Here is a 25,601-nt window from a genome sequence, read left to right on the forward strand (position 1 = left end):
TCAGTAGGAGCGCAGGGAGCGCGGCTTGGCCGCTGTGCGTGCAGGCGCGCCGCGCAGGAACTTGAGCAGGCCATCGAAGTAGCAGCCGGCGTCGTCATACATGGTCGAGTGGCTGCCGTTCTTGCAGTACAGGAATTGTCCCTGCGGCAGGCGTTGCGCCATCTTTTTCATATGGGCCGGGTCCATGGTGTCGTAGCGCGCGCCGATTACCAGTGTGGGCACGTCGATCCGTTCGAGGTCGTCGAAGCGGTCCCAGTTCTCGAGCAGGCCCGAGACGCCCAGCTCGCTCGGCCCCTGCATCGGCTTGTAGATTTTCTGGTTCAAATGCCCGAAGCTGCGCAGCACCGGTTCGGGCAACTCCGCGAGCGGCCTGCGCAGGATGTGGCGTTCGTAGAAATGCGGGATCAGGAGTTCCATATAGCGCGGATCGTCGGTCCTGCCCTCGGCCTCGAGCTTGCGCACCTCGGCCAGCACGGCCGGGTCGATCTGCGGCGCGAGCACGTTTTGCGCGTAGGCGTTATAGGCCGGCGCGCTGGCCATCATGTTCGAGATCACCAGTCCTTTCAGCTTGCCCGGGTGGGCAAGGGCATATTCGATCGCCAGGATGCCGCCCCAGGAATGCCCCAGCAGGTAGAAATTGTCCTTGTCCAGGCCGAGCGCCTTGCGCACCTGCTCCACTTCGTCAGTAAAGCGCTCGACGGTGTACAGCGACGGATCGTCGGGCTGGTCGCTGAACCATGACCCCAGTTGGTCGTAGTAGTAGTACTCGATCGACGCGCCAGGGAAATAGTTGTCGAAGGTTTCGAAGTATTCGTGCGTAGACCCGGGACCGCCGTGGAGCAGCAGCACCTTGACGGTCGGGTTGTCGCCCATGCGGCGGGTCCAGACCTTGAAATCGCCTTTGGGGGTGTGGATCGGGATCATGCGCACGCCGGGGAGGGCCTGCTTAGCGAGCTGCTGTTGTTGCCGGGATGGTTCGGCGGCGCTGGCGCTGGCCAGGCCCAGGCCTGCGAGGAGGCAGGCGATCAGGATGTTTTTCATGTCAGGTGTTAGTCAAGATGCCAGGGGGCATGCCGCCGGGGGCGGCGGTGTTATTTCGAGTCAGGCATGGTGAGGCATGCGGGGCGGGTAGTGAAATCGAATCTTCGTATGGCTGGGCATGGCGTTTTTCGATGCAACCAGCCAGGGGATGCAGAAAACTCAAATGCGAATAATAATGCGAATGATAATGACAATCATTCTCATTAAACATATAATTGTTTTTCCAGCTAGAAAGCCTTGCAAGAAGAGGGGAGGTAGCTGGCTACTTATTCGCCTGAGAGAGATGACATGAATAGATATGCCGTACAGGGTTCAACCCCCGAGCGGGGCCCGCTTGGGGCCCATCGTCCGACGCCGCTTCCGGAACGCGCCGTTCTGGCTTGCGCGATCTCCGCCTTGCTCATGACGCCCGCGTTTGCCCAGGAGGATGTCAATATGCCTTCCGGCGTCGCGGACACGATGCCCCGGATCGACATCATCGGGCAGGCATCGACTGACGCAGGGACCACCGCGACGGTCAGTGGCGCCGACCTCGAGCGAGCTAACAATCTGAAAGACGTGGTGCGCAACCAGCCGCTGGTTTCCGCTCCCGGTACTGCGTCGGGCACGACGCGCAATCGCAGCACCTTCGACCGGTCCGGATCCACTGGCTATAACATCCGCGGCATCGAGGGCAATCGTGTTGGGATGGACATCGATGGCATTGAAATGCCTGACGCCACCAGCCGTCCGTATGTCAGCCGCGTGGGCGCCAATACCTTCGGTGTCGGCCGCGACTTCATCGATCCCGAAATGTTTTCTTCGGCCGACATCCTGTTCGGCACGACCTCGGCCAAGCGGTCGGCAGGCGGCATCGGCGGGGCGGTGAGCTTCAAGACCAAATCCGCCGACGACTATCTGCGCGGCAGTAAGGTTCATTACTATGGTGGCAAAGTTGGCTACGACTCGGCCGACCGCTCCTGGAACGAGAGCCTGACTGCGGCAGGCCGAAGCGGCAACCTGGATGGCCTGGTCAGTTACTCGCGCCGCGACGGGCACGCAACCCGGAACAATAGCGATATCGTCGACAGCATGCCCAACGACTGGGATTCCGATGCCCTCCTGCTCAAGGGCGGAGTGCGCATCGATGCCGCCAATCGACTCGAGCTGTCCGCCGACTTGTACCGGCGCAGGAACGACACATCGTTCCATGGCTGGGATACGAACAGCAGCTTCATCACCGAAAATTCTCAGCAGCACAGCAAGACCGCTCGCAACACGCTGCAGTTGACGCACCAATGGAGGCCAAACAACAGCTGGGCCGACGAGGCGGATTCGCGACTGTATTTCCAGAGCACCGATACAGAAGACACGACGGACACGACGACATTGGCGACCAACGCCAGTGTGCGTAATGTTTCCGAGAACGAGACGGCGACCTGGGGCGTGTCGAGCGTGGTCACGAAGCGGCTGGACCGGCACCATCTCAGCTATGGCATCAATGCATCGACACAGGATGTCGAGCGGCCGTGGAATGTCGCCGGCTACATGAAGCCGCAGCCTGACACGACGACTGTGCGGGCAGGATTGTTCTTACAGGACGACATCGACTTCGACCTGGGAGGGCGTCGCCTGGTGCTGACGCCGGCCGTGCGTGGCGACTATGTCAGGATCAAGATGCGTGACCTGGGCAATTTTGCGACGGGCATCCTGACGCCAGCCGACGTGGAAAAGATGTACGGGAGCCCCAGCAATACCATCTGGAGTCCGAGTCTCGGCCTGAGCTACGCCATGATGCCGAACGTGCTGGCGTATGCGCAATACAAACGCAGCGGACGTGCGCCCTCGGCCGGCGAGATCTTCGGCACCTGGAACCTTGCCAGCAATTACGCCACAGGCAACCAGTATGCGCTGGTCGGCAACCGCGCGCTGAAAGAGGAAACCAGCGATGCCGTCGAAATCGGCATCAAGGGCAGGCCGACGCCGGGAATGGCATTGCAGACGTCGGTGTTCTACACGAAGTACAAGGATTTCATCGCCTACACGCGCTACGCCCGCGCCGCGTTCCCCAGCATGTTCGCGAATGTGCCCCCGCACATCGGCACCATCTACCAAGCGGAAAATCGCGACGACGCCAAGATCTATGGTTTTGAACTCAGCACCCGGCTCGAACACGGGCAATGGAGTCCATACGCCAAGGGTTTTTATACGACCTGGGCCATGGGGGTGAGTCGCGGCACCGCTAAATCGAACTACGCCGGCGACAAGGACGTCCCACTCGATTCCGTGTTGCCGCGCAAGGCGGTCATCGGCGCCGGTTACGACGCGCCACTGAAAGCATGGGGACTGAATCTTGTCGGCACTTTCGTCGCTGGCAAGCAGGCCGTGGCGACCAACCGGGATGCCTACACCAACGCCGGACCGGCGTTGACCGATTCCACCACGGCGCTGTTCCGGGTGCCAGGCCGTGCCACCTTCGATCTGGTCAGTTACTGGCAGGTCAACAAGAACCTGCGCCTCGACGCCGGTTTCTACAACCTCGGCGACAAGCGTTACTGGGATTACTCGAGCTCGCGCAATCTGCAGCCTTCTGTAGCACGGGACCGGCGCGATATCGAGCTGTTGACCGAACCGGGCCGCACGGTGGCCATGTCCTTGCGCATGGCATTCTAATTTTATTCAACACAAACGAGGCACGCATGAAAAAGCAGAATATCCAGCCCGGCACGCACGGGTTCCGTCTTGCCATGACCGTCATGGTGGTCGCAATGACCGCGTCCGCTCCATCGGGAGCAGCAGAGGGACCCACGGCGCCCGCTGGCGGACACGGTTTGGCGGCATTTACGGGTAGCTACGACGCCAACCGCGACGGAGTCGTAACACGGGAAGAATACGACACGGTACGCAAGCAGCGCTTTGTGGCGGCCGACGTCAACCGCGACGGCTGGCTTAGCGAAGAGGAATACGTGGCCGAGTACGAAGGACGCCTGAAGCAGCAATACGCCGGCAAGGCGCAGGACGAACGGTACGCCAGCTCGATCAAGCAGGCACATGTGCGCTTCAAGATCCTGGACACCGACAAGGACGGCCGATTGACGGTGGAAGAAGACATCGCGATCGCCGACAAGACGTTCAAGCAAAACGACAAGAACGGCGACGGCAAGGTCGATCAGGCAGACGGAGCGAAGCCATGATGCCCGCTTCATCACTGCGCACGCTGCTGCTGGCAGCGTGGCTTGTCGCCGGCGCAGCGCACGCGCATACGCCCTTTTTGTTGCCGAATAACTTCGACGTTCAGCCGAAGGGATCGATCGGTGTCGAGGCGGGGTTCACTGAAAAGTTCTTCGTTTCGGACGTTGCGTTCGGCGACACGGCGTTTTCGATCGTCACGCCGCAGGGCGAGCGCGTTCCCTTCGGCGACATCCATCAGTTCAAGCAGCGGACGGTGGCGGAGCAAGGACTTCCCGACGAAAAGGGAACGTATCGCCTGAGCACAGGACCGCGGCTGGGCGCCGTGTTTCGCACTTGGGAGCGCAACGGCAAGACCGAGTCTGCACGGGATCCGAAGCAGGTCATGCCTGCCGATGCGAAGTTGCTGGCCCATTATCAGTCGCTGTCGATTTCCGAGGCCTACGTCACTGCCGACAAGCCATCGGTGAAAGCGCTGGCGCCGGTGGGCAAGGGATTGGAAATCGTCGCCATCACCCATCCGAGCGACCTGGTTGTCGACGAAAAATTCGAATTCATCGTGCAGTTCGACGGCAAACCACTGGTGGACCAGAAGGTGAGCATTTATCGTTCTCCGATGGACCTGGCAAGCCAGAGCACCGTGCAGAACATCTCGACCGACGCTCAGGGGAAAGCGGTCTTGCCGTTGGCGAAAGCGGGCATCTATCTCGCGCTGATCCGGCACAGGGCGCCCGCTCCGGTCGGTGCTGCTGCGCCGAGCTACGGGCACAATTACACATTGACGTTCCGCGTGTTGGATCAATGATCGGCTGAATGCTCTTTCTGCGTGTTACTTGACCTCAAGTGCGCTTGAGCCTTTATAACGTCCGTAAATCAGGAACAGGAAGCCGAGCTATGGCTGGCTGCATGCTTTCGAAGTTGGGTCTTCAAGCATGCTGACCGTCATCGATCGGTCCTGTTCGTTTCGAAAAAGGACATGTGAATGGCTGATGTAAAGGTGCTTGAAAAGATGCTGGCTGATGGACGCGATAGTGCCCTGTTGCGGTTCGGTCTCGGCAAACTCTATATCGATAACAATGATTTTTTGCAGGCGGGACAACATCTCGAAGCCTGCCTCGCGATCGACGAAAACTATTCTGCCGCGTGGAAACTGCTAGGAAAGGCAAGATTCGGCTTGAACGATCTCTCCGGGGCTGGAGATGCCTGGCGGCGTGGAATGGAAGCGGCAAAAAGAAATCGTGATAAGCAGACGGAAAAAGAAATGTCCGTGTTTTTGCGCAGGCTGGAAAAGAGTTAATTGACGTTGGCTGGACGGGCGCACATGCGGCAGCCCGCGCTCAGTTCTTAAGAGCTTGCCTGGGCCACGGGTCTGGGTCGCATCCCCCCGCCCATTCCCCATTCGAATAAGTGTGATGCCTTACCTGGCTCTTCCGCCATGGCAGGCCAGCGCATATCTTTCTTACTGCACCACGCATCGTGGTCTGCCAATTCTCCAAAAATTCTACATCCACATTCAAGGAATACTATGACCATTCAAATCCATGGCGACCTGGGTTCGGGCAGTTTTCGCCGCGTTGCGACTGCTGCAAAAATCATGGGCGTCGACATCGAGCATATCAACGTCGATCTGTTCAAGGGCGAAAGCCATACGCCAGCGTTCCTGAAGCTCAATCCACACGGGCTGACGCCGGTCCTGCAAGACGGCGATACCATCATTTGGGAAGCATCTGCGATCAATATCTACCTTGCCGAGAAGGCCGGCTCTGCGCTGTTGGGCAAGAGCGCGAATGACCGTTACCAGGTCTTGCAGTGGATGTTCTGGTCCGGCGAGCAGTGGCGCGTCTTCGCGACGCTGCTGTTCAACGAGCGTGTGGCCGGCCGCGTGATGGGGCAGGCCGAGGACCCCTCCATCGTCAATCTCCTGCTCAAGAATATGCGGGCGGCAGCTTCGGTGCTCGACGCGCATCTCGCAAGCCGCCGGTTTATCGTCGGCGACGAACTGACGCTGGCGGATATCGATATCGCGGCGCCGTTCTCCCAGGTGTTCCGGACCAAGGCGCCGTTTGTCGAGTTCCCGAACCTCTGGGCGTGGCAAGAACGTCTCCTGGAGACGGTGCCTGCGTGGGCAGATACCAGGCGGGATCTCGACGATCGAATGGATACCTTCCTGAGCGCCAACGGTGTCACGTTCTGAGATCGGTCGGAACGAGGCGGTAGCCTAACGAACCCCATACCGCGTTGCCGCCAGCTGCTCCTCGACAAACGCGATGAAGGCGCGCGCCTGGGGACTGGCGTGGCGCGCTCCGCCAGGCAATACCGCCCAGAGGTCGAGGTCCGGCATGCGCCAGTCGGCCAGGACTTCGACGATCTGGCCGCTATCCAGTTCGTCTTCGAGTATCCATTCGCTGGCAACCGCCACGCCCAGGCCGGCCAGCAGCGCCGCCCGGATTCCCTCCAGTGCGCTGATGCGCAGCCTGGGTTGGAGCACCACCTCAGTCGCGATGCCGTCCTTGTCGAAGGCGATATGCTCACCGCCTTCGCCGCGGGACAGGACGATGGCAGCGTGCCCGACGAGGTCGCCCGGCTGAACGGGAATGTCATATTGCTTCAGATAGCCCGGTGTCGCAACGACGATGCGGCGACACTGGCCTATCTTGCGCGCCGTGAGGCTGGAGCTGGCCAGTTTTCCCATTCGGAGAGCGACTTCCGCACCTTCCTCCACGAGACCGACGTTGCCATCGTCGAGAAGTAAATCGATGGAGAGGTGAGGGTGCAGAGCCATGAAGTCGGGCAGCTTCGGGATGATGTGCTGGCGCATGAACGTGATGGTGCCGCTCACACGCAGTCTTCCCGTCAGGGGCGCATTCGCGTCCTTGACCGCCTTCATCGCCAGGTCGGCTTCGTCCAGCGTACGGAGCGCGTGCTCGTAGAATTTCTGTCCGGCGTCGGTCGGCGCGAGGCCGCGGGTGGAGCGCAGAAAAAGTTGTACGCCCAGCTTCTGCTCGAGCTGCGCCATCGACTTGGAGACCGAGGGCTGGCCCAGGTTCAAATCCTTGGCGGCCGCGCTGAATGAACGCGTTTCGTAGACGCGCACGAAAGACCGCATGCTGCTAAGGAGGTCGATTGCTATTCTATTCCCGGCATGAATGAAGGTGGTGCTCAAGTATACTGTGCTCCATCGCCAACATTGCCGCCATCGCGGATGCGGCGCAGCCAGGGTTTAGCTTATCACTACTGGTTCCCGACAGTATTCGTCGCCCGCGCGGGCGCCGACAAGACCTTTCCAGCATGAGCCTCACCTCGACCATTCCGGGGACTGCCGTCGCCCCTGTCCAATCAAATTTCGGGAGCATCGTGGTTTCAGATGCAGGCGGCCCTCAAGCACCAATTCCCGATATCGCCGCACCGCTAGGATTTCGCTCAAAATTGAACGAGATCACTGAAGAGCGCGAGCGAACTGCAGCTTGAGGCGTTTGACTGAGGTCATTGTCAGAAGCCACCTTCGGGTGGTTTTTCTTTTGAGCATGTTGGTATTTTTAAGTTAGTGAACTGAAGCCTGCTTAGTGAGCAGAACGGTAAGAACCTTCAGGTCGCTTAGCATCAATGCGGAATTTAATCGTAGCAAGCGGAACTGGGCGGATGCTGTGATGGTCGCTCGACTATTGACCCTGAAATCGCGGCAACTGCTATAACGTCGCATATCTTTCGGGAAGTTACCGAATGTAAAAGATAGAGTGGAGAATGTGGCACAGTCGCTTTCGGCCGAATAGGACCGGTGTCAGGTCTGACATTCGGACACAAGCTCAACTATCCATGTTGCCTGGACTTACCGGGCAGTCAGTTAGGCGTTGGCGCTCAGGCCGGCTGCACTCCAGCGGCCGGTGCCTGAGTAATGCGTTTGCAAAACTGTTCCGCACCAAGCGTGCGGTCCGGATAGCATTGGCTAATCATTGCGGGTTGTCGACAGTATCCGTCGCCCTCTTACTGGCGACCGCCCCTCTCAGCATGAGCACCACCTCGACTATTCCAGGCATCGCCCCAGTCCCTGTCCAGCCATCGCGCTGCCTGTCGGTCGCCCCCATGATGGACTGGACCGAGGAATTCAATTCCCCATAGTGCGTGTGTTGAGTTTGGAGTAATTCTGGAGTAGTGGGAAAATGCTTGGGGTCGCTTTAGGTGCAACTCAAGCGCTGGCTAGCCAAACGCCGAACAGCGGGAAGTATCGAGCGCCTAATAAAGTCACTTGCTTGTTTGGACGTGAGTAGTGCCATACACTGACCCATCTCGACCGTCTGCTTTCGGCCAGGAGCGGACGTCTACTCATATCCCCATCGTTGAGACTCACCTATGACAGACACACGTTCATTCATGGAGTATTGTTTTGCCAACAGAGTCGAAAATTTGCCTGCGGAGGCGTTAGCGGAAGTTTTTGACAGGTTAATCTGGTGTTTCGCTGACAATGGGCAAGCTATTTGTGCTGTTAGAGACGAGTGGTTGCAATCAACGGATGAACATAAGGTCGAGATAGTCTTGTCCATGAACGAGGTCTTTCCGTGTTCAACGAAGGTGGAATTGGAGAAGCAATTGCACAGGATCGCTTTACAGTTTCCAAGGCTACGGGAGAAATGCGCCATGTGGCTTGACCGAGCGAAGACACTTTCCTAAGGGCCGCTTTGGGTCGAAAGCGGACCTGACCGCGCGTCTCCAACTCGTCAATTCGTTAAGCTGTTGTAAGGGCGCTATGCTCAGTGCATGAACGATCTCTTCACGGGTAGTCCCTCTAGGATATTAGAGTATTATTTCTCTATTGCAACTATTAGGGATGTTGAAATGGGATCGTATGTCAATCGCAATCTGGCCGTCGATGAGAAGGTCGTCTATGAGGCGCAGGTGTCTTGGGTATCGCAATGGTTCCTGTTCCTTCTCGGGCTGCTCACCATCGGCCTCATGGGCCTGGGCCTAGTCTTTATCGCGGTCGCTGTGATTAATGTCCTGACTACCGAGCTGGTCATCACCAATAAGAGGGTCGTTGCCAAATTCGGCCTGATCAGTCGCAAGACTGTCGAACTGAAGAACAGCAAGGTGGAGAGCGTGCAGGTCGACCAGTCGATCGTCGGACGTATGCTGAACTTCGGTAGCATCGTTGTGTCGGGCGCTGGTGGCCCGCAGGCCCCGATCCCGAATATTTCGGATCCGTTGGCGTTCCGTTCGAAGCTGAACGAGATGACCGAGGAGCGCGAGCGCGCTGCTGCGTAAGGGATGGGGGCCGTTCTACGGCTGCTGCTGAAAGCCACCTGCGGATGGCTTTTTCATTTGCGGTGAAGCGTTGGTCCGTGTGGCTTAGCGTTTGCGGATGAGGCGGTCGTGCAGGATCCGTTCTAGCGCATCCCCGAGCGTCATGTCCTTGAACTGGATGAACTTGTACAGGGCCTGTTGGACTTCGCGTGAAACCGCAATGCGCGGCAGTAGGGCTTTGCCCTCAGCCTCAAGCTTGGCCACGCGGCGAGCCTGCCGATCGGCCGCACTCATTGCCTTGCCGGTCGGAGGTCGACCACGCTTTGGTGAGTTTGCCGGCTGCGTGTCTTCGTCGTTGGTCCGTTCCATGTTTATCTCGCTCAGGAATTACCGTGAGAACTCACGTATTTGCAGCGGGCTTCTTTCCAGCCTCGCGGAGTTCGTCGACGTATGCCGCTACATCGCGGATGTCGGCGTGCAGCGGGTCGCCCGACATCGGGATAGGGAAGGTCTGGGCCGACCGGTGGTTGTACGCGGTCTTCAACGACATGCCGATCGCCTGGCAGACCTCCTTGAGGGTCAGGCGTGGCTTGTTGTAGATCGACAGGAGCATGAATTCGGTTTGCATGTGAGCGCTCGGTAACTTGATTAAGCAAAATTCTTGAATGGGCAGGTGCCCTTGTGCGGCTGGCCAGCTCGCTCGCCGCCGGCCGCGCAGCGCGGTTCGCATCGATGGGAGCACGTGCAGCGACGGCCCTGGCTGCAGTCGTGGGTGCAGGTGTCTTGCGGCAAGGCTTGGGTGATCCTGTTGAGGCCCGCCTGCAGCGGTTGCAGCAATGTCGTGAAAATCGCGATGGACATTAGCTATCCCTCCATGATCTGCATTTCGGAGCTGTCGAAGCCTCCGACCTTACCGGCCAGGTAGACGGTCATCGAGATGCGTCCGCCGTCGCGGTTGGCCGTCAAGCAGCTGATGAACTGCTTCAGCCCTTCATGCACCACCGGGCGAGCGCAGTGCATGGACTTGAGCAATAGCAGGTGATGCTTGTAGGCGGTCGGGTCATTCGGCTCGTCTTGGGCGCCGGGTACAGGGCCAGTCATGTTTTCTCCCCCTGGCTGATCGAGCTGTCAGGCCAGTGCTGGAAAATGACTAGACCGTCTTCGCTGCACGCGGAGTCTCCGATGGCCTTCGTCCAAACCCTGCCGGCAGGGCCTGCAGGGTGTTCAGTCACTGGCCGGGCGATCTGATCGAACTTCGCGCGATCGCCGACGATCACATACACCACGCTGCCGCCGGCCACCGGGCCTACGTAGTCGCTCGCAAGCAGGCTCATGCGGTCCTCCTGTCGTCGACAAATGTATAAGTTGGTGGTGGGGTGTGCTCGTTGAATGCGCCCATGTCGAGCCCGTGCATCAGATAGTCTCGAAAAGCGTCGACGCCGCCCTCGGCAATCTCATGCACGACAGCCTGGTAGAAGGCGCGCTGCTGCCGGGGAGGTACTTCGATGACCATGAACTGGCGGTTGCCGACGTCGGCCGGCAGGAAGTCAGGGCTGCTGGTGACGTAGATGAAGTTCAACCGGTTCGATACCACGCGCGAAGCTTCTCCCTTGCGCTCGACGACGAACGATTGGGCCGTCATCGCGGCCTTCATCTTTGCGATGTGCGATCGGGCAAAGTCACCGTCGACCACCGCGAGGTTCGCATCTTCGATCCATCCGTGGGCCACCGCAAGGCTCCTACCTTCGATCCATCCGTTGAACGTGCGGTGTAAGTCACGTGGCCGGATCTTGGCGGCACTATCGCCGTATATCTCGGCGACGACGAAATTCATGAACAGCGATTTGCCCGAGTCTTCGCTGCCGTTGAAGACCAGGGCGGTGGACATCCTGGCGCCCGGGTTTCGCAGCGGGAATGCCAGCCAGCGAAGGACCCACAGGCGCAGTTCGTCGTCCATGTCGCAGAGGTGGGCGAGAAGCGTCATGATGTTCCCGCAATGGGCCGGTCGTGCATCGATCGGCGTCGAGGCCGGTGCGGTCAGCGCAACATTGAGCTTGGCGATGTAGGCATTGGTAGCGGCAAAGTGCGGCAGCAGTTCCCTAGTGGCGGCCGCCTTGAAGTTTGCAACGGCCTTAGCGAAAGCTTGGGTGTCGAAAATGGGCTTCATGCGTTCTCCGTCGTTAGTGTTGGTGGGATGCTGTTCGCGATCGCTGGCCAGTCCGGTCGCTGCTTCAACCAGGGTGCGAGCACGTCGGCCAGCTCCGCCAAAGCGCTCGCGTTCTCATGCAGCTCATGACTGATCGCCGCACCCGAATGCGGATATCGGCGGATGCGGCCCGGCGTGCTCCAAAACAAGAGGCTTTCGTCGAGCGCCTTGCGTTCATTGAGCAGCGCCCTGGCGATCGCGCTGATGCTTTGTTCGCTCAGCGTCATTGCATCACCTGCGCGGAAGCCTGATTAGTTGCTGCAGGTGTAGCGTGGACCTGCACGCCATCGAGCGTGTTGCCGCTTTCGATCCATTCCTGGACCCATTTCGGCGCGCGGCCGCGGCCGGTCCAGGTCATCATTGAGTTGGGGTGCCGGTAGCGGACATCAGCCGAAGCGGCGCCGATGGGTGCATCGACGACGGCCGCCGGTGCAGTCTCAGCCGGCTGTTCGACTTCGGGCAGAAGGGCTTGCGCTGGTCCCTTCTTCATCGCCTTGTCTGCCGCCTTCGCCTTCTTGGCTGCCTTCTCGGCCGCCAGCTTTTTAGCCTCGCCGACAATTGCTTTCTTCATCGTATTGACATCGATCCCGAGATTCACGGCTGCAGCGAGCATGAGTTCCGGCTGGTCTGCCTTGTTGAACGAGTAGGTGCTGACCTCTAGTTCGCGGATGAGCGTCATGTCGCGGATCAGCTGGCGGGCGTCATCCGCACTCAACGCACGAATCGCATCACCAATCCGTGTTGAGCTGTGGATGTACTTTCCGTCCCAAGTGCCCGACTCGAACTCAGGTCCGGTCCAGCCGTAGAGCTTCCTGATGAAGTTTTCCTCAGACCCTGGGGAGTTGCGGAACAAGAGCGCCGCTACCTCCTGCTCGTTAATCGGCGTGGATTCGACCCGACTGGCGTCTCGGATGGCCACGAATAGCTCGCGGCGGAACCGCTTCTCCACCGCGGCCGCTTGCTCTTGCTGTTTCTCCTGGGCCTTCTGCTTAGCGGATGCGGAAGCCTCAGTCTTGCCGCTGCCAGCAACCGTCGTGACCAAGTCCTCTAGCTCGTCGATCTTGGCAATGGTGATCAGCTTGCCTGGCTCAAACGGGCTTTCCAGCAAGACGCCTTTCGGGGTTAGCTTGCCGAGTATTTTGCGGTAGCTCGTCGACCCACTCCCCGATACATAAAATTCGCGGTCGACATCGGCGTAGCCGCCCTTGAGATTGCCGTAGGAGTTCGGCATGATCTTCTTGGCTTCGGCGCCGCTGATGACCGAATGGCCGCGGTCCTCAGCCTTCTGCTTTGCCTTCTTTGAGTGCGCGGCAGTCTTCTCGGCGAAGCAGTCTGGATCAGTGCAGAGATTCTCGTGTTTCTCTCCCTCGAAGGCCTCCTGCTGATTGCCGCTACGCTTCGGGCATTCGACGCACGTACCGACGTCCGCCAGGAGTGCTGCATCCTTGATCGCAAACACAGCGCTTTTCAGATCAAGCATGAAGCGCTGGCGCAGCAAGTCCCGTTGCGCGCGGTAGGACCTCGGCTCGCCCCAGTAATCGGTCTCGCAGACTTCCTTCGCTGCCCGCACCTGCAGGGCTGGATTGGGAATGCGCGCGATCAGCAGGGCAGTCGCCGCGCTGAATTTGTCCTCGAGGAACTGTTCGCGCACGCTTGTGGTCAGCGCACACAACTTGAGGCGGCCGTAGACATAAGAACGGCTCTTGCTCAGCTTGTCGGCCAGCTGGTCGACGTCATAGTTCCGCTCAAGCATGAGTCGCTCGTAGCCTTCGGCCTCTTCTAGCGGGTGTGGATCGTCCCGCTGCAGGTTCTCGAGGATCTGCAGCTCCAGGGCTTCGACGTCGGTCAGCGTGCGAAGCATCGCCGGGATCGTTGGCAATCCGGCGATGATCGAGGCGCGGAAGCGGCGCTCGCCGGCGACGATCTCGTATTTTTGCGGTTCATCCGCAGTCGGCTCGACCGGCCGGAGCAGGATGGGCTGCGCCACGCCCTTGGCTTTCACACTCGCGGCCAGCTCGTCGAGCTTCGCCTGGCTGAATCGCTTCCGATTGGTTTTCGAGATCCGGATGTCGACCAGGTTGAAGTAGCCAAACTCGCCGGCATTCGTCACCAGCTCGACGGCGCCGGGCGCATCGGTTTCCGCCGGTATCTGAGGAGCAGGAAGAAGGGTCAGGGTGCTAGGGGTCATGTCTGTCCTGGTTGAAGTTAGTGGGATGGGGTGTAGAACCCGAGGTCGAATTCGACGCGTCCAATACGGATGTGCACGACCCACGCGGTGAGGCCTTGCCGTGCTTTCGGCTGATGCTGCGGTTTGATCGGAGCGGACACTTCATAGCCCCGGCTGCGCATGAGTTGCAGGACGCTGGGCAGGTGCAAATGCGTACCGTCCTCGGACACGTCAGCCGGAGTGCAGACGTGTGCACTGCAGAACTGGCTCAACGCTTCTCGGTCGCGCATCGTCGTCAGTGCCTGGTGAAGTTCTCCAGTACCCAGCGGGACACGTGGAGGCGCAAGAACGGCACTCATGCGCGCACCACAGTGATGGAGCAGGGGAGCGCGAACAGGTCGAAGGCATCGATCGCTGCCTGGCTGCTGGACGTCGAGATGGCGATGTAGCTGACTCGGCCAGACTCAGTAGAGACGGTGACGCGGAACGGGGTCATGTGATCCTTGATCGATAGAACGTTTGACCGTATTAAACATCATGTTTAATTCCGAGTCAAACAAACTGTTTAATCCAGGATGGATTTCACACGCCGTGTTTTTGTCGCAACACCTGAGGGCAAAAAAATGCCCCGCTGGGCGGGGCTGAGGATTTGGAGGTCAGAACGGCGGGTCGCTGTCGTCTGGTAGCGGTTGGGCTAGGTCGATCTCCTTGAGGAAGATGTCGTCCAGGTTCAGCGCTTCCAGGAAGGGGGCGCTTTGGAATGTCGCATACGAACGTTCATCGCCATACTCCAGGGTCACCAGCATGATGCCCATGGTAGGGAAGAACGGCTGCAGCTTCCTGATGAGAGTGTCGCCAGCGCCTGGGCCTACTTCGTCCGGGTCAGGGAAGGCCAGTGCAAGCCGAACCCCTAGAATTTCAACGACCGCGGTGTTGATGCGCATGCCTAGAGGCGCCCTTTTAGGGCGCGCCCTGGTTGGTAGACCACTCGTCCGACGATGTCACATTGGCCGCTGCGCACGTTCACTGGGCCAAAGTCTGGATTCATCGAATAGAGGTACCACTCGTTATTCCGAAGGACCAACTGCTTGATCAGTGACTCTCCGTTGAAGTTCACCGCATAGAGCTCTTTGCTCACTGGTTTGATGTCCTGCGTGTCGATAACGACAAGATCGCCGTCAAACAGCATTGGTTGCATGCTGGGGCCTTTGACAGGCGTCGCTAACAGCCAGTGTGGAACAAGACCCAGCGTGTCGATCGCCTCACGTGGCATTTGATAGACGCCGCCATCGTCAGGCTCCACGACTGTCTCAAAACCAGTCGCCCCCGCCCGCAGCTTGATCCTCACTCGCCTGACAGGGATCGTATCGGGCTCTTCGCCGATGCGTACCCGCGAAAACGGCGACGGCGTGATGGACTCGGCCGACGCCCCAGGCTCAGGAGTCGGGCGGGTATTGATCTGCATGTCGCCTTCGCCTGTCAGTAGCCAGGTAGCGGAGCATCCAAACGCGGTCTGCGCCTTAAGTGCGCCGAGCTTCGAGATGCCGCGATTTTCCCAGTTGTACACCGTCTGAGGTGATTGTGCGAGCGCATTCGCGACCTCGGTTTGGCCCTCGATTCCTCTTAGTTCTTTGGCTGCCTGATACAGCCTCTCCATCTGTTTGTGCATCAGACGATTATCCGGGGAACTAAACAGATTGTGTTAAACATGGTGTTGACGAGACTATTAAACATGGTGTTTAATGGCGCCTGACCACAACGATTTTGGCGGGCTTATGTCAGACGATAAGGAAGTGATTGCGCAGTTGGGTGGGGCCACGAAGGTAGCTCAACTGCTGGGCTATTCGATCCAGCGCGTCCAGAACTGGACCGTGCGCGGGATTCCTGCGCAGGTGAAGGTTGATCATCCGGATCTGTTCCTCCAGCACGCCCTGGCTAGGGCTGCGCAAACACTCACTGACGATACGGGTCTCAAGCGGCGCAAAGACGACATCCTGCACGCCGATCATCTATCTTGATCTAGCCGCTCAGCCGCATCGAGGAGCTACGAGGCGCTGGATAGTCACGTTCGGAATATTTCCATCAGGAAATTTTTTCATAGAATCTATTTTCATTTGGCAAGAATATGTTGGCGTCACGACGGCGACAACCACCGGAAAAAGGGGGAGTTGTGAATATCAGGCAATCTTATCTCTCGATGATTAAAGCCTTCCCGGGCGGCTGGGATGCTTTGTCCGCCGCGCTCGGAATGAGCCGCGACGCATTGGAGAACAGGGTGTACGAGCGCAAGGGGCAAGGCATCACAGTCGAGACCGCACTGCAGGTGCAGGCGTTCTCACAGACCACGCACTTCGCTGAAGCGATCGCTACGGCAAGCGGCGGCACCTTCCTCAAGCTGCCCGCCGATCTGGACGAAGGCAACGAGCTGCTGATGTCCAAGTTCCAGACGCTCTACGCCCGGCTGGGCGAGTTCTCCAAGGACTTTACCGCGGCGACGGCGGACGATCTGATCGACCGCCGGGAGCAGGCCATTCTCGAGCACGACGCCGCCGAGCTGCACAAGGTCGTTGCCGAACTCCTCGCGCTGACCTTGCGCATCTACGCGCCCCAGGGCGGCAAGGAGCCGGAATGACGCTGCATCGCATGCCGCGCGCGGGTAGCCGCGCTCATTCGGTCCTGCTGCATCTGGCGCGGTGCGGCGGCACGTCGACGCCATTAGCGCTGCTGGGCGCGATAGATTATCCGCGTACGCGCGCGGAGTTCGACGTGGCCGTCATCGGACTGCTGGAGCGCCAGGGCCTGGTGGTCAGGAGTAACGAGACGGTACTGCTGACGGTCTGGGGCCGCCAGCTTGTAGAGCCAGAGCCGGCGCCAGCAGCCGAGGCCGCGGTAGTGACGCCCGGCCGCTACGCGCCGCCGATGCGGCCGCTGTCCCTCAAGAATCGCCCACGCCTGGTGTCGATGCGGCCAGGTTCGCTCGCATATCGCGACATCCCCTCGCGTATGGCAAATGAACTCGTCGATCACGTAGAGAAGGCGACTGCGTGACCGGCCAAGATTTTATTGCTGTTGGGCGCGCAGCGCTCAACCAAATTGAAACACTTCTCGCCGAATGGTTCCCGAACGGCGTGCGGGAAGGCCACGAATTCTGCATTGGATCGCGCGACGGTGAGGCTGGCCAGTCGCTGCGCATTCGTCTCACCGGCGACAAGGCCGGGGTTTGGTCTGACTTCTCCGACGGCGAAGCCGGCGGCGATCTGATCTCGCTCTACGCCTTCGTCAACAGCCTCTCTCCCGGCCGCGCCTGCGCGGCCCTGGCCGAGCGCCTTGGCATTCCGCTGACCCCGCGCGATAAACCGAGTGGTAACGGAAGCGCACCGATCGTCTTGAAGCCGAAACAGTCACCTATTCGCACGCCTGCGCAAGCCGGCAAAGGGGTAGAAGCACCTGCCGAGAAAAAATCACGGACGCCATGGGAGCCGATGTTGCCGGTCCCCCAGGACGCTGGATCGCCACCGAAAGCCCACGTGGTCCGTGGCCGACCCGAAGCATCTTGGGAATACCACGACGTCGACGGCCAACTGCTCGGCGTGATCTACCGGTTCCTGCGTTCTGACGGGGGCAAGGAAGTGCTGCCCTGCGTTTATGCGCGCAACGCGGACTCCGGACGAAAGGAGTGGCGTTGGATGGCCTTCCCTGAGCCGAGGCCGCTCTACCTTCGTGGGCCACACCGGCCCGAACTGCCGGTGCTGGTCCTCGAAGGCGAGAAGTGCGTCGATAAGGCTGTTGGACTTCCTGCGGTGCATGAGAACTTCGAGGTGCTGACGTGGTCCGGCGGCGGCAAGGCTGTCAAAAAATCTGATTGGTCCGCGATCCGCAGCCGCAACGTGATCTTGTGGGCTGACGCCGACGCAAAGGTCTACAAGGAAGGCCACGAATACGCCGGCCAGATCATGCCTGAATGTGAGCAGCCGGGCATGGTCGCCATGGTCCAGGTCGCGGCGATCCTGCAGGCGCAGGACTGCAGCGTGTTCTTCATCGATATTCCTGCACCTGGCGATGTGGCCGATGGGTGGGACATTGCCGACCTGATCGATGGCGGCGCCACCGAGGAGCAGGTCGTCGCCTGGCTCACTAGGCTGCGCGTCGATCAGGCGGCCGAGGATGACGACGAGCTGGTGCAGGAGCCGTCTGCTGACGATGTGCCAGCATGGGTAGCCGAGCAGCTGGACGCGGCGCCGGCAGGCACTTCCACCCCTTTGCCGGCTGGCGCGGGCGTGTCGAAGAAGCAGCTTCGCCAGATGCTGATCCAGACGGCGAACGGCGGCGTGAAGGGGTGCCGTGAGAACGTCTACATGGTGATGGAGAACGACCCGCGCCTGATTGGCCTGGTTGGCCTGGACATGTTCTCCGGCCTGCAAATGAAGCGCCGCCCGACGCCGTGGCCAAGCGAGACAGGCGAGTGGACCGAGTCCGACGATTTCCGCCTGGGCATGTACATGGCCGAACATCACAGTCTCGTCCTGGCGTCGATCGGTGACATCGAGCGCGGTGTCGCCCAGGCCGCCCGGGAGCACTCGTTCAATCCGGTGGTGGATTACTTCGACCGCTGCGCTTCCATGTGGGATGGCCAGGCGCGAGTTGCAACGGCGTTCACCAGGTACTGGGGTGCAGCCGACTCGGAGTACCTGCGCCTGGTCGCCACGATGTTCTTCATCGGGATCGTTGTCCGGGGCTACCGGCCGGGCGTGAAGAACGACCACGCGCCAGTATTCGAAGGTGGTCAGGGCCGCGGCAAGTCGACTGCGCTCAAGGTGCTGGGCGGCGACTGGTTCGCCGACACGCCTTTCCGGATGGGGGAGAAGGACGGCTACCTGTCGATCCAGGGCGTGCTGCTGTATGAGGTCGCCGAGCTCGAGCAGTTCAACCGCTCCGAGGTCACGGCCATCAAGGCCTTCATGTCCAGCACCGTCGACCGCTTCCGCGAGCCATACGGCCGCCGCATGAAGAACATGCCGCGCCGATGCGCTTTCGCCGCGACGACGAATGAAGACGCCTATTTCAAGGACTCAACCGGGAACCGGCGCTTCTGGCCGGTCGAGACGGGGCGCCTGGACATTGAAGCGCTGATCGCGGATCGCGACCAGCTGTTCGGCGAAGCGATCGCGCTGATGAATACCGGCGTCCAGTGGTGGCCGACATACGAGCAGCAGCAGCGCCTGATCAGTCCGATGCAGGAAAGCCGCGAGATCCCGGATCCATGGCATGGACGCGTGTACGAATATCTGGAAGGGATGGACACCGAAGGCAAGCCGACGATGGTTGGCAAGGTCATGCGCATCACCGCGCGCGAGCTGCTGACCAGGGCGCTGCACTTCGAGCTGTCGAAGATGGGGCCAGCGCGGGCAGAGACGATGCGTATCGGCGCGATCATGCGCAAGCTGGGATGGAGCAAGGAGCGGAGTACGGAAGGCGCACGCGAGTATTTTTACGAGCGGCCGAAGGCAGCTCCGGCAGGGGCCGAGGTGGGAAATGGCCTGCCAGGTTAAACACGCAGCCGTAGTCATGACGGCGACTCACCAGGGATCGCGGGCGCATCGTGCGCAGGCGGAAAAGGTGCTGTCGTCGCTGATCAAGGTAGCGATTCTCGGCCAAGGACGGACAACCGTCCAACCTCGCTTTTTTGAGGTTAGACGGCTGAAACCCGCATGGATAGTGGGTTTCCCAACCTCCCAACCTCGCCAACCGACACGCGCCCCCGCGCACACCCGCGTATACGTGCGCGACGGGTCGATGCGGCTCTTGCCCCTTTTGGCAAAACTTAGAAAGAGGTTAGGTAGGTTAGGAGGTTGGCAAACACAGCAACCATGCGGGTTCCAGCCGTCCAACCTTTTCGCCAACCCTTCAGCGGTTGGACGAATCGAAAGCAGGTCGACCAGTGGATACGGGCAGTTCGGATATTGGGCAGGCCGATGTTGAAGGACAGGCAGGGAGTAACCCGGCAAGGATCGGGCAGGGCAGTGACGATGAATGTGAGAACAGCAAAGGGGCAGGACATGGAAGGGGTGCAGATGCAACATGAGGCGAACGAATGGATCGAAGTGGCCGCGGCTTCGGAGGGGGCGGGTGAGATGGTATTAGCCGGCCACGGCGTAGGCGGCGCGGATCTCGAGCGGGACAGCCCGTTTCGGAAGGTGATGAAGACTTGGGCGCGATGGATGACCCTGGCTGATCAGCAGCAGTCGAATGGGTGGGCGAACCCACAGGACGTGAAGGAATTCATGGCATGCGGCTCGGCGGTCGAGATCATGATCGACAACCTGCCGCGGGTCCAGTGGTGGGCGGTGCGCAAGGCGTTCGGAATCGCGACGGTGTGGCGATTCCCCGAGCACTCCTACGAGCACGCTTTGGAGGAAGCCGAGCGCACGCTGTCCAGGGCAATGCAAAGGAATATTGCCACGAGACGATATTTCCATTAGGATACGCGTGCTAGATGTCGATATTGCGTCTAACACACGAGCAAAGCCCGCCCCCGAAAGGTCGCGGGCTTTTTTGTTTTCAGCAAGTTTGTCGTTGTCGGACTAACAGGAACCCATGGTAGTGGCTTAGGTTCCAATGCTCAAGAGAAAGCTGGACGCCGAATCGACACCAGTTGTGGATGGCCTCGCGGCTGGACTTTATTTAATGAGGAGCACCCGATGAAGCTAGATGTGCACTTTCCGGGCAATAAATTGACTGTATGGCAGAACGAGAGGGCAACAGAAGCCCTCTGTTCGTTAGTTGCAAACAACGCTCTGGGTATTTCTCCAGCTGCGGCTGCCGAGGAGCTTAGTAAAGCAATCCTGCTCCTTAACGGCCAGACTGTTCGCGAGTAGTTAAATACGTCGAGTAGTTCTCGATGAATTCGGAGCAGAAATTCGCGATCAATCTACCGCTTGTTCTGCCGTGTCCATGTTCTGACACGAGCAAGTTGGGTTGAGTCGTCAAGATTTTGTGAAGAAGATTCTCAGCTTCGGTCCGTGCATCGTTCATTTCCATAAAACCTCCTAAGGTTGTTGAAATGAAACTATAGCGTATTAGTTCTCCTGCGCTCTGTTTTTGCAAACGTCTGCACTCTTCAGGCTTCTTATGACGGTTAATGTTCGTAACGCGATTTCTCAGCTCACTACGGGCATGCTCGTCGAGGAAAAGCAGGTGAAGTTCGCTACACGTGTAGCCCTGACCCGCACGGCCAAGAGAGTCGAGGCCGCAGAGCAGCATGAAATGCGGGACAGCTTCGACCGGCCCACGCCGTTCACGATGTCGGGCCTTTTCGTGCGGCCAGCGACAGCATCCAACCTGACTGCCGAGGTCAAGCTCAAGGACTTCGCAAGCAAGAGCAGCACACCCGCAGCGAAGTACCTTGAGGCGCAGATCAAAGGTGGCGCGCGCGGACAGAAGCGCTTCGAGCGCGCGCTGGAATCGATCGGCGCCCTGCCGCCTGGCTACCGTGTCGTCCCTGGCGAGGGGGCAGAGCTGGACGCCTACGGCAACATGAACCGTGGCCAGATCGTACAGATCCTCGCGTACCTCAGGGCGTTCCCGGAAGCTGGGTACAAGGCGAACATGAGCGACAAGCGGCGGGAGGCACTGCAGCGCGGCAGCAGGACGCGCCAGGGCGTTTCCTACTTCGTCGGACGTCCTGGTGATCGCCTCCCGCTTGGCGTTTACCAGCGTGTCCACTTCGCACGAGGCACGGCAATCAGGGCGGTGATGATCTTCGTGCGCAATGTCGTGTACCAGAAAACGTTCGACTTCGGCTACGTGGCCACGTCGACGATTGAACAGCACTTCGCCGGCGAGTTCTCACGCGCGCTGGCCGAGGCGCGGGCGACGCAGCGCTGACCTTTTGCGATTTCCAAGGTACTCCCGCGAGGGAACCCTTCAAGGGTAATTCGAACCCCGAGTTTTCTCTAGTCACAGACCCGTCCTAAGGGGGTTGTATTGTCCACCATTGACCTATCCATGCCGATGACACAGGCAGCATTCGGTGCGCTCGTCGGCGTCAGCCAGCAGGCCATCGGCAACCTGGTCGGCAGGGGCATCCTCGACAAGGGGATGGACGCCGAGCAGCTGCTGCTGGCGTACTGCTCGCACCTGCGCGAACAGGCTGCCGGCCGCGCCGCCAACGGCGAGCTGGACCTGGCGACCGAGCGCGCAGGCCTGGCGAAAGCGCAGCGTGAAAAGATCGAGATGCAGAACGCCGTCACGCGCGGCGAGCTGGCGCCCGTCGCGCTGATCGAGGAAGTGCTGTCCAAGGCCGGCGGCCGCATCGCCGGCATCCTCGAGGCGATCCCTGGCGCCGTGAAGCGCCGGGTGCCCAGCTTGTCGGGCGACGAGATCAAGAACATCGCGGGCGAGATCGCGCGCGTGCGCAACGTGGTTGCCGCCATGTCGCTGGAGGATCTGCGCGAACCAGACGAAGAAGAGGCCGACGCCGAGGGCGAGGAGCTGGCGCCATGAGCAGCATGCACGAGGTGCTGAACTGGCAGTCGCCCGAGCTGTCCAGGACCGTGGCGCGCGGCCTGGGCACGTTCGGGGTGCCGCCGCCGATGACGCTCGAGGAGTGGGCCGCGGAGCATTTCTACCTGTCGGCCGAATCGTCGTACGTCGAGCAGGCCTGGCGGCCGTGGCCATTACAGCGCGGCATCCTGGCGTGCATCAGCAACGACGACATCCGCGCGATCGACTTCAAGAAGTCGGCCCGGGTCGGCTACACCAAGATGCTGCTGGCGGCCGTCGGCTACTTCGCCGAGCACAAGCGGCGCAACCAGGCACTCTGGCAGCCGACCGATGGCGACAGCGACGAGTTCGTCAAGACCGAGCTCGACACAATGCTGCGCGACGTGAAGGTCATGCGCAAGGCCATGCCGGCGCACGTCTCCAGGCACAAGGACAACACCCTCGCGCAGAAGAAGTTCCTGGGCTGCTTGCTGCACACGCGTGGCGGCACGGCCGCGCGCGCGTACCGCCGGATCTCGGTCGACGTCGCGCTGCTCGACGAGCTGGATGCGTTCGACCGCGACGTCGAGAAGGAAGGCTCGCCTGACGTGCTGGCGGCCAAGCGCGTGGAAGGCGCGACCTTCCCGAAGATGATCACCGGCTCGACGCCGAAGCTGCAGGGCTTCTCGCTCATCGACGACCGCTACCAGGCGGCGGACGTGCGGCTGAAGTACGCGATCCCGTGTCCGGAGTGTGGTGAGTTCCACGCGCTTACCTGGGGCAAAAAGGACGAGCAGCACGGCTTCAAGTGGGTGAACGGGGATCCCGAAACGGTGCGGCACCTGTGCCCGCACTGCCACTGCCTGATCACCCAGGCGCAGTACCTGGCCGTGGCCGACCAGGGCCGCTGGCAGAACGACGACGGGAGTATCACGGTGGACGCCGCCGGCGTGTTCCGCAACGCGGCCGGCGAGGAGATTGCTGCGCTCGAGCATATCGCCTTCCACGTCTGGACCGCGTACAGCCCGCTGGTGACCTGGACGCGGCTGGTGGAGGAATTCCTGGAAGCCTACGAGGCGGCGCAGGGCGGCGACATCACCAAGCTCAAGACGTTCACCAACACGACCCTGGGCGAGGTCTGGGCGCTGGAGCAGGAGAAGAGCGACGCCGACCAGCTGAAGGAGCGCTCCGAGCCCTACAAGCTCGCCACGGTCCCAATGGGGTGTGTGCGGCTGCTGGCCGGCTGCGACACTCAGGACAACAGGATCGAGGTCACGGTGCGCGGCTATGGCCGCGGTTGCGAGACATGGAAGATCGACCACCGCATCTTCTACGGCAACCCGAGCGAGGACCAGGTCTGGCAGGACGTCGCCGAGTACCTGTTCGAGACCGAGTTCCCGCATGTGGGCGGCCAGCTGTTGCGCATCTACGCGGCTGCGATCGACACCGGCGGCCACCACACCCAGGCCGTGTACAGCTTCGTGCACGCGCAGGCGGCGCTGGGCCGGAAGGTGTTTGCCGTGAAGGGCCGCTCGGGCCGCGAGAAACACATCAAGGATGGCGTCTCGAAGGTCGACATCGACTGGCGCGGCAAGACAAAGAAGCGCGGCCTGTTCCTATGGCAGGTCGGCACAAACCTGGCCAAGGACCTGATCTACGGCCGCCTGCAGATCACGAAGCCGGGACCCGGCTACATGCACTTTTCGAAGGAATCGACGGATGAGTACTTTGCGCAGATGGCAGGCGAAGCACGAGTGGAGCGGGCTACCGCCGGCGGAAAGGAATCGCGCTGGACGGCGTTGCGCAAGCGAGTGGAAGCGTGGGACTGCACGGTCTACGCGGTCTGGCTCGAAACCCACTTCGAGCTGGCCAAGAAACCGGCCAAGTGGTGGGAAGCGCTGGAGGCCGAAGTCCAGCCAGCGATCGGTGACCTTTTCAGCCAGCCGGCTGCAGCGGTCCCCACGCCGGTGAGGATGACACTGCTGGCACAGCAACGAAAGCCACTAGCATCGGCAACACCGTCGGCGCCGGTACAGAACAGGAGCGCGGACAATCGATTCGCGTCAGATGATTGGTCTAATAGGGGTTTCAGTTAATGCAGAATGAACACGACATTGTGGGCGCGCTTGTTAGCCTGGTTGGTGCTACGCTCGGGATGGGGGTCTTTACACCTGAGAAGCAGCGCCTAGTTGAAAAAGTGATTCGATCCCAGTGGGGCGGACAAGAAGTCTACGTCAAAAAGCAAAATGTCGATCTTGAGACTAGAGCGGTAGAGATAAGAGCCAAGTACAATGGACGCAATAGACGGGAGCTCATGTCAGAGTACAACGTCAGCCGGTCGCAATTTTATCGGTTCATCAAGGGCGGGTAGCCATAACGGCTAGCATTAGTACTCGCTAGCCGTTATGACTTGTGTAAATATCGAGTCTAAGAAATTAGTCCACACTCAAGTCCTGAGTCTTTAGGATATCGAAGAAGGTTATATCGTTCGGCAATGCTAAATCGCTCAGAAAAATTTTCTTTCTAATCGCGGGATTAATTTAGAAGATAGGTGCGAGGTCAGGTATGCCGATAGTCTCAATCTCAATATGCTCTGACGGTGATGGCGTCGTAAAGCCAGGGTTTGTCGGCTGGTCTGGGTCTGGCTGACTAGGGTTGCCGACCCAAGTGCCGCCGCCGCCGCCGCCAACACTGCCGCCACCGCCACCGCCACCACTGCCACCGCCACCGCTGTCACCGCCGCCATCTGGTGGCTGTGGCGCAGTATCGATAACTTTAACGTTCGGATCAAACTGAGGGCCTTGGACAATCTGGCCATTATCTACTTTCTGCCAATACCCTCCCTTGGTGTGCGCAGTCGAGTTATCTACCTGCACAAGCGATAAGAACTTGTTAACATGGTAATAGCTTTCCCTGACGGGCTCACCTGCTTGCCGTGCTACATCCGCTTCGAGTTGAGTGGCGAAGCTCTCAGCAACGAACCGGTCCATTCCACGCACGTGATTTAAGTACCAATGGGCGATCTCGTGGAACAGGCCGAGGGCTGCAGACTGCGCGCCAATTGTTCCATCTGGCTGAATCACCAACAGTGCGGAAGTTGGGTCAAAGTAGATAGTTTTGGTGTCCGGATCGTAGCTCATATCTCCGTTGAACGTGAATGCAAGGGTTACTTCATTGGACATCATGAAAGCCGAGATGGCAGGCTGAGCCAATGAGTTTCCTTGTAAATATCCGATTGACTGATTGAAGATGCTGATGTTCGTCGGGCTAGAAGTTGCACTGTCAAACCTTGGCATAATTATT

General features: G+C 59.9%; 30 protein-coding genes. 16 read left to right on the top strand and 14 right to left on the bottom strand.

Annotation, left to right across the window (positions count from 1 at the left end; genetic code table 11):
• Entirely contained in the window at window positions 1–1,041 is a 1,041-nt protein-coding gene (locus SOM28_RS25000; protein WP_320469799.1) for a proline iminopeptidase-family hydrolase, read from the bottom strand.
• A 435-nt stretch (window positions 1,042–1,476) separates the two neighbouring features.
• Between SOM28_RS25000 and SOM28_RS25005 the strand changes: the two genes are divergently transcribed.
• The 5 genes from SOM28_RS25005 (at window position 1,477) to SOM28_RS25025 (ending at window position 6,403) form a co-directional block, all read left to right on the top strand.
• Window positions 1,477–3,693, top strand: a complete 2,217-nt coding sequence (locus SOM28_RS25005) for a TonB-dependent hemoglobin/transferrin/lactoferrin family receptor (protein ID WP_320469800.1) — start codon at window positions 1,477–1,479, stop codon at window positions 3,691–3,693.
• A gap of 26 nt (window positions 3,694–3,719) precedes the next feature.
• Window positions 3,720–4,214, top strand: coding sequence for an EF-hand domain-containing protein (locus SOM28_RS25010; RefSeq protein ID WP_320469801.1), 495 nt, complete (start codon window positions 3,720–3,722; stop codon window positions 4,212–4,214).
• Window positions 4,211–5,014, top strand: coding sequence for a DUF4198 domain-containing protein (locus SOM28_RS25015; protein WP_320469802.1), 804 nt, complete (start codon window positions 4,211–4,213; stop codon window positions 5,012–5,014). The genes SOM28_RS25010 and SOM28_RS25015 overlap by 4 nt, the downstream gene beginning before the upstream one ends.
• A 177-nt stretch (window positions 5,015–5,191) precedes the next feature.
• Entirely contained in the window at window positions 5,192–5,506 is a 315-nt protein-coding gene (locus tag SOM28_RS25020) for a hypothetical protein (RefSeq protein WP_123068443.1), read from the top strand.
• A 228-nt stretch (window positions 5,507–5,734) separates the two neighbouring features.
• On the top strand, window positions 5,735–6,403 hold the full coding sequence (locus SOM28_RS25025) for a glutathione S-transferase family protein (RefSeq protein WP_123068444.1): 669 nt from the start codon (window positions 5,735–5,737) through the stop codon (window positions 6,401–6,403).
• A 24-nt stretch (window positions 6,404–6,427) separates the two neighbouring features.
• Here SOM28_RS25025 and SOM28_RS25030 read toward each other — a convergent pair whose 3' ends face one another.
• The gene (locus SOM28_RS25030) at window positions 6,428–7,372 is read right to left on the bottom strand and encodes a LysR family transcriptional regulator (RefSeq protein ID WP_320469803.1); all 945 of its coding nucleotides are present in this window, start codon (window positions 7,370–7,372) and stop codon (window positions 6,428–6,430) included.
• Window positions 7,373–8,961: 1,589 nt separating this feature from the next.
• Between SOM28_RS25030 and SOM28_RS25035 the strand changes: the two genes are divergently transcribed.
• On the top strand, window positions 8,962–9,465 hold the full coding sequence (locus SOM28_RS25035) for a PH domain-containing protein (protein WP_320469804.1): 504 nt from the start codon (window positions 8,962–8,964) through the stop codon (window positions 9,463–9,465).
• An 84-nt stretch (window positions 9,466–9,549) separates the two neighbouring features.
• Here the strand turns inward: SOM28_RS25035 and SOM28_RS25040 are convergent, their stop codons facing one another.
• The 11 genes from SOM28_RS25040 to SOM28_RS25090 form a co-directional block, all read right to left on the bottom strand.
• Complete coding sequence (locus SOM28_RS25040; RefSeq protein ID WP_320469805.1) at window positions 9,550–9,813, bottom strand: hypothetical protein; 264 nt, start codon at window positions 9,811–9,813, stop codon at window positions 9,550–9,552.
• A gap of 31 nt (window positions 9,814–9,844) precedes the next feature.
• Window positions 9,845–10,072, bottom strand: coding sequence for a helix-turn-helix transcriptional regulator (locus SOM28_RS25045; protein ID WP_229446534.1), 228 nt, complete (start codon window positions 10,070–10,072; stop codon window positions 9,845–9,847).
• A gap of 236 nt (window positions 10,073–10,308) precedes the next feature.
• Window positions 10,309–10,545, bottom strand: a complete 237-nt coding sequence (locus SOM28_RS25050; RefSeq protein WP_320469806.1) for a hypothetical protein — start codon at window positions 10,543–10,545, stop codon at window positions 10,309–10,311.
• A complete protein-coding gene (locus tag SOM28_RS25055; RefSeq protein WP_320469807.1) occupies window positions 10,542–10,778 on the bottom strand; it encodes a hypothetical protein in 237 nt (78 codons plus the stop codon). Before SOM28_RS25055 ends, SOM28_RS25050 begins: the two co-directional genes overlap by 4 nt.
• Entirely contained in the window at window positions 10,775–11,611 is an 837-nt protein-coding gene (locus SOM28_RS25060) for a DUF5906 domain-containing protein (RefSeq protein WP_320469808.1), read from the bottom strand. Before SOM28_RS25060 ends, SOM28_RS25055 begins: the two co-directional genes overlap by 4 nt.
• Complete coding sequence (locus SOM28_RS25065; protein ID WP_320469809.1) at window positions 11,608–11,877, bottom strand: hypothetical protein; 270 nt, start codon at window positions 11,875–11,877, stop codon at window positions 11,608–11,610. Before SOM28_RS25065 ends, SOM28_RS25060 begins: the two co-directional genes overlap by 4 nt.
• Window positions 11,874–13,838: a ParB/RepB/Spo0J family partition protein gene (locus SOM28_RS25070; RefSeq protein ID WP_320469810.1), complete on the bottom strand. Its 1,965-nt coding sequence runs from the start codon at window positions 13,836–13,838 to the stop codon at window positions 11,874–11,876. The genes SOM28_RS25065 and SOM28_RS25070 overlap by 4 nt, the downstream gene beginning before the upstream one ends.
• A gap of 17 nt (window positions 13,839–13,855) precedes the next feature.
• The gene (locus SOM28_RS25075) at window positions 13,856–14,176 is read right to left on the bottom strand and encodes a hypothetical protein (RefSeq protein ID WP_320469811.1); all 321 of its coding nucleotides are present in this window, start codon (window positions 14,174–14,176) and stop codon (window positions 13,856–13,858) included.
• Entirely contained in the window at window positions 14,173–14,313 is a 141-nt protein-coding gene (locus SOM28_RS25080) for a hypothetical protein (protein ID WP_320469812.1), read from the bottom strand. Before SOM28_RS25080 ends, SOM28_RS25075 begins: the two co-directional genes overlap by 4 nt.
• 160 nt (window positions 14,314–14,473) lie before the next feature.
• Window positions 14,474–14,761, bottom strand: coding sequence for a hypothetical protein (locus SOM28_RS25085; protein ID WP_320469813.1), 288 nt, complete (start codon window positions 14,759–14,761; stop codon window positions 14,474–14,476).
• A 2-nt stretch (window positions 14,762–14,763) separates the two neighbouring features.
• A complete protein-coding gene (locus SOM28_RS25090; RefSeq protein WP_320469814.1) occupies window positions 14,764–15,486 on the bottom strand; it encodes a S24 family peptidase in 723 nt (240 codons plus the stop codon).
• 106 nt (window positions 15,487–15,592) lie between these two features.
• Here SOM28_RS25090 and SOM28_RS25095 point away from each other — a divergent pair, with 106 nt between their 5' ends.
• The 10 genes from SOM28_RS25095 to SOM28_RS26345 all read left to right on the top strand — a co-directional run bounded on the left by SOM28_RS25095 (window position 15,593) and on the right by SOM28_RS26345 (window position 24,669).
• On the top strand, window positions 15,593–15,835 hold the full coding sequence (locus SOM28_RS25095; protein ID WP_320469815.1) for a helix-turn-helix domain-containing protein: 243 nt from the start codon (window positions 15,593–15,595) through the stop codon (window positions 15,833–15,835).
• Window positions 15,836–15,987: 152 nt separating this feature from the next.
• Window positions 15,988–16,449, top strand: coding sequence for a YmfL family putative regulatory protein (locus SOM28_RS25100; RefSeq protein WP_320469816.1), 462 nt, complete (start codon window positions 15,988–15,990; stop codon window positions 16,447–16,449).
• Entirely contained in the window at window positions 16,446–16,865 is a 420-nt protein-coding gene (locus SOM28_RS25105) for a hypothetical protein (RefSeq protein WP_320469817.1), read from the top strand. The genes SOM28_RS25100 and SOM28_RS25105 overlap by 4 nt, the downstream gene beginning before the upstream one ends.
• Window positions 16,862–19,366 (top strand): VapE domain-containing protein, encoded by a 2,505-nt coding sequence (locus SOM28_RS25110; RefSeq protein WP_320469818.1) that lies wholly within the window; start codon window positions 16,862–16,864, stop codon window positions 19,364–19,366. The genes SOM28_RS25105 and SOM28_RS25110 overlap by 4 nt, the downstream gene beginning before the upstream one ends.
• Before the next feature lie 507 nt (window positions 19,367–19,873).
• Window positions 19,874–20,296 carry a hypothetical protein gene (locus SOM28_RS25115; RefSeq protein ID WP_320469819.1) on the top strand — a complete coding sequence of 141 codons (423 nt, stop codon included), beginning with the start codon at window positions 19,874–19,876 and terminating at the stop codon, window positions 20,294–20,296.
• A 219-nt stretch (window positions 20,297–20,515) separates the two neighbouring features.
• Window positions 20,516–20,692: a hypothetical protein gene (locus SOM28_RS25120; RefSeq protein ID WP_320469820.1), complete on the top strand. Its 177-nt coding sequence runs from the start codon at window positions 20,516–20,518 to the stop codon at window positions 20,690–20,692.
• Window positions 20,693–20,945: 253 nt separating this feature from the next.
• A complete protein-coding gene (locus SOM28_RS25125; RefSeq protein ID WP_320469821.1) occupies window positions 20,946–21,701 on the top strand; it encodes a hypothetical protein in 756 nt (251 codons plus the stop codon).
• Between the two features lie 120 nt (window positions 21,702–21,821).
• On the top strand, window positions 21,822–22,319 hold the full coding sequence (locus SOM28_RS25130) for a terminase small subunit (protein ID WP_320469822.1): 498 nt from the start codon (window positions 21,822–21,824) through the stop codon (window positions 22,317–22,319).
• On the top strand, window positions 22,316–24,394 hold the full coding sequence (locus SOM28_RS25135; RefSeq protein WP_320469823.1) for a phage terminase large subunit family protein: 2,079 nt from the start codon (window positions 22,316–22,318) through the stop codon (window positions 24,392–24,394). The genes SOM28_RS25130 and SOM28_RS25135 overlap by 4 nt, the downstream gene beginning before the upstream one ends.
• Window positions 24,395–24,453: 59 nt before the next feature.
• Complete coding sequence (locus tag SOM28_RS26345; RefSeq protein ID WP_414675218.1) at window positions 24,454–24,669, top strand: Mor transcription activator family protein; 216 nt, start codon at window positions 24,454–24,456, stop codon at window positions 24,667–24,669.
• A 169-nt stretch (window positions 24,670–24,838) separates the two neighbouring features.
• Here SOM28_RS26345 and SOM28_RS25140 read toward each other — a convergent pair whose 3' ends face one another.
• The gene (locus SOM28_RS25140; protein WP_320469824.1) at window positions 24,839–25,594 is read right to left on the bottom strand and encodes a hypothetical protein; all 756 of its coding nucleotides are present in this window, start codon (window positions 25,592–25,594) and stop codon (window positions 24,839–24,841) included.
• Window positions 25,595–25,601: the final 7 nt, after the last annotated feature.

Origin of the sequence: Massilia sp. CFBP9026 (genome assembly GCF_034045165.1) — a bacterium.
GTDB classification, from domain to species: domain Bacteria; phylum Pseudomonadota; class Gammaproteobacteria; order Burkholderiales; family Burkholderiaceae_D; genus Telluria; species Telluria arenae.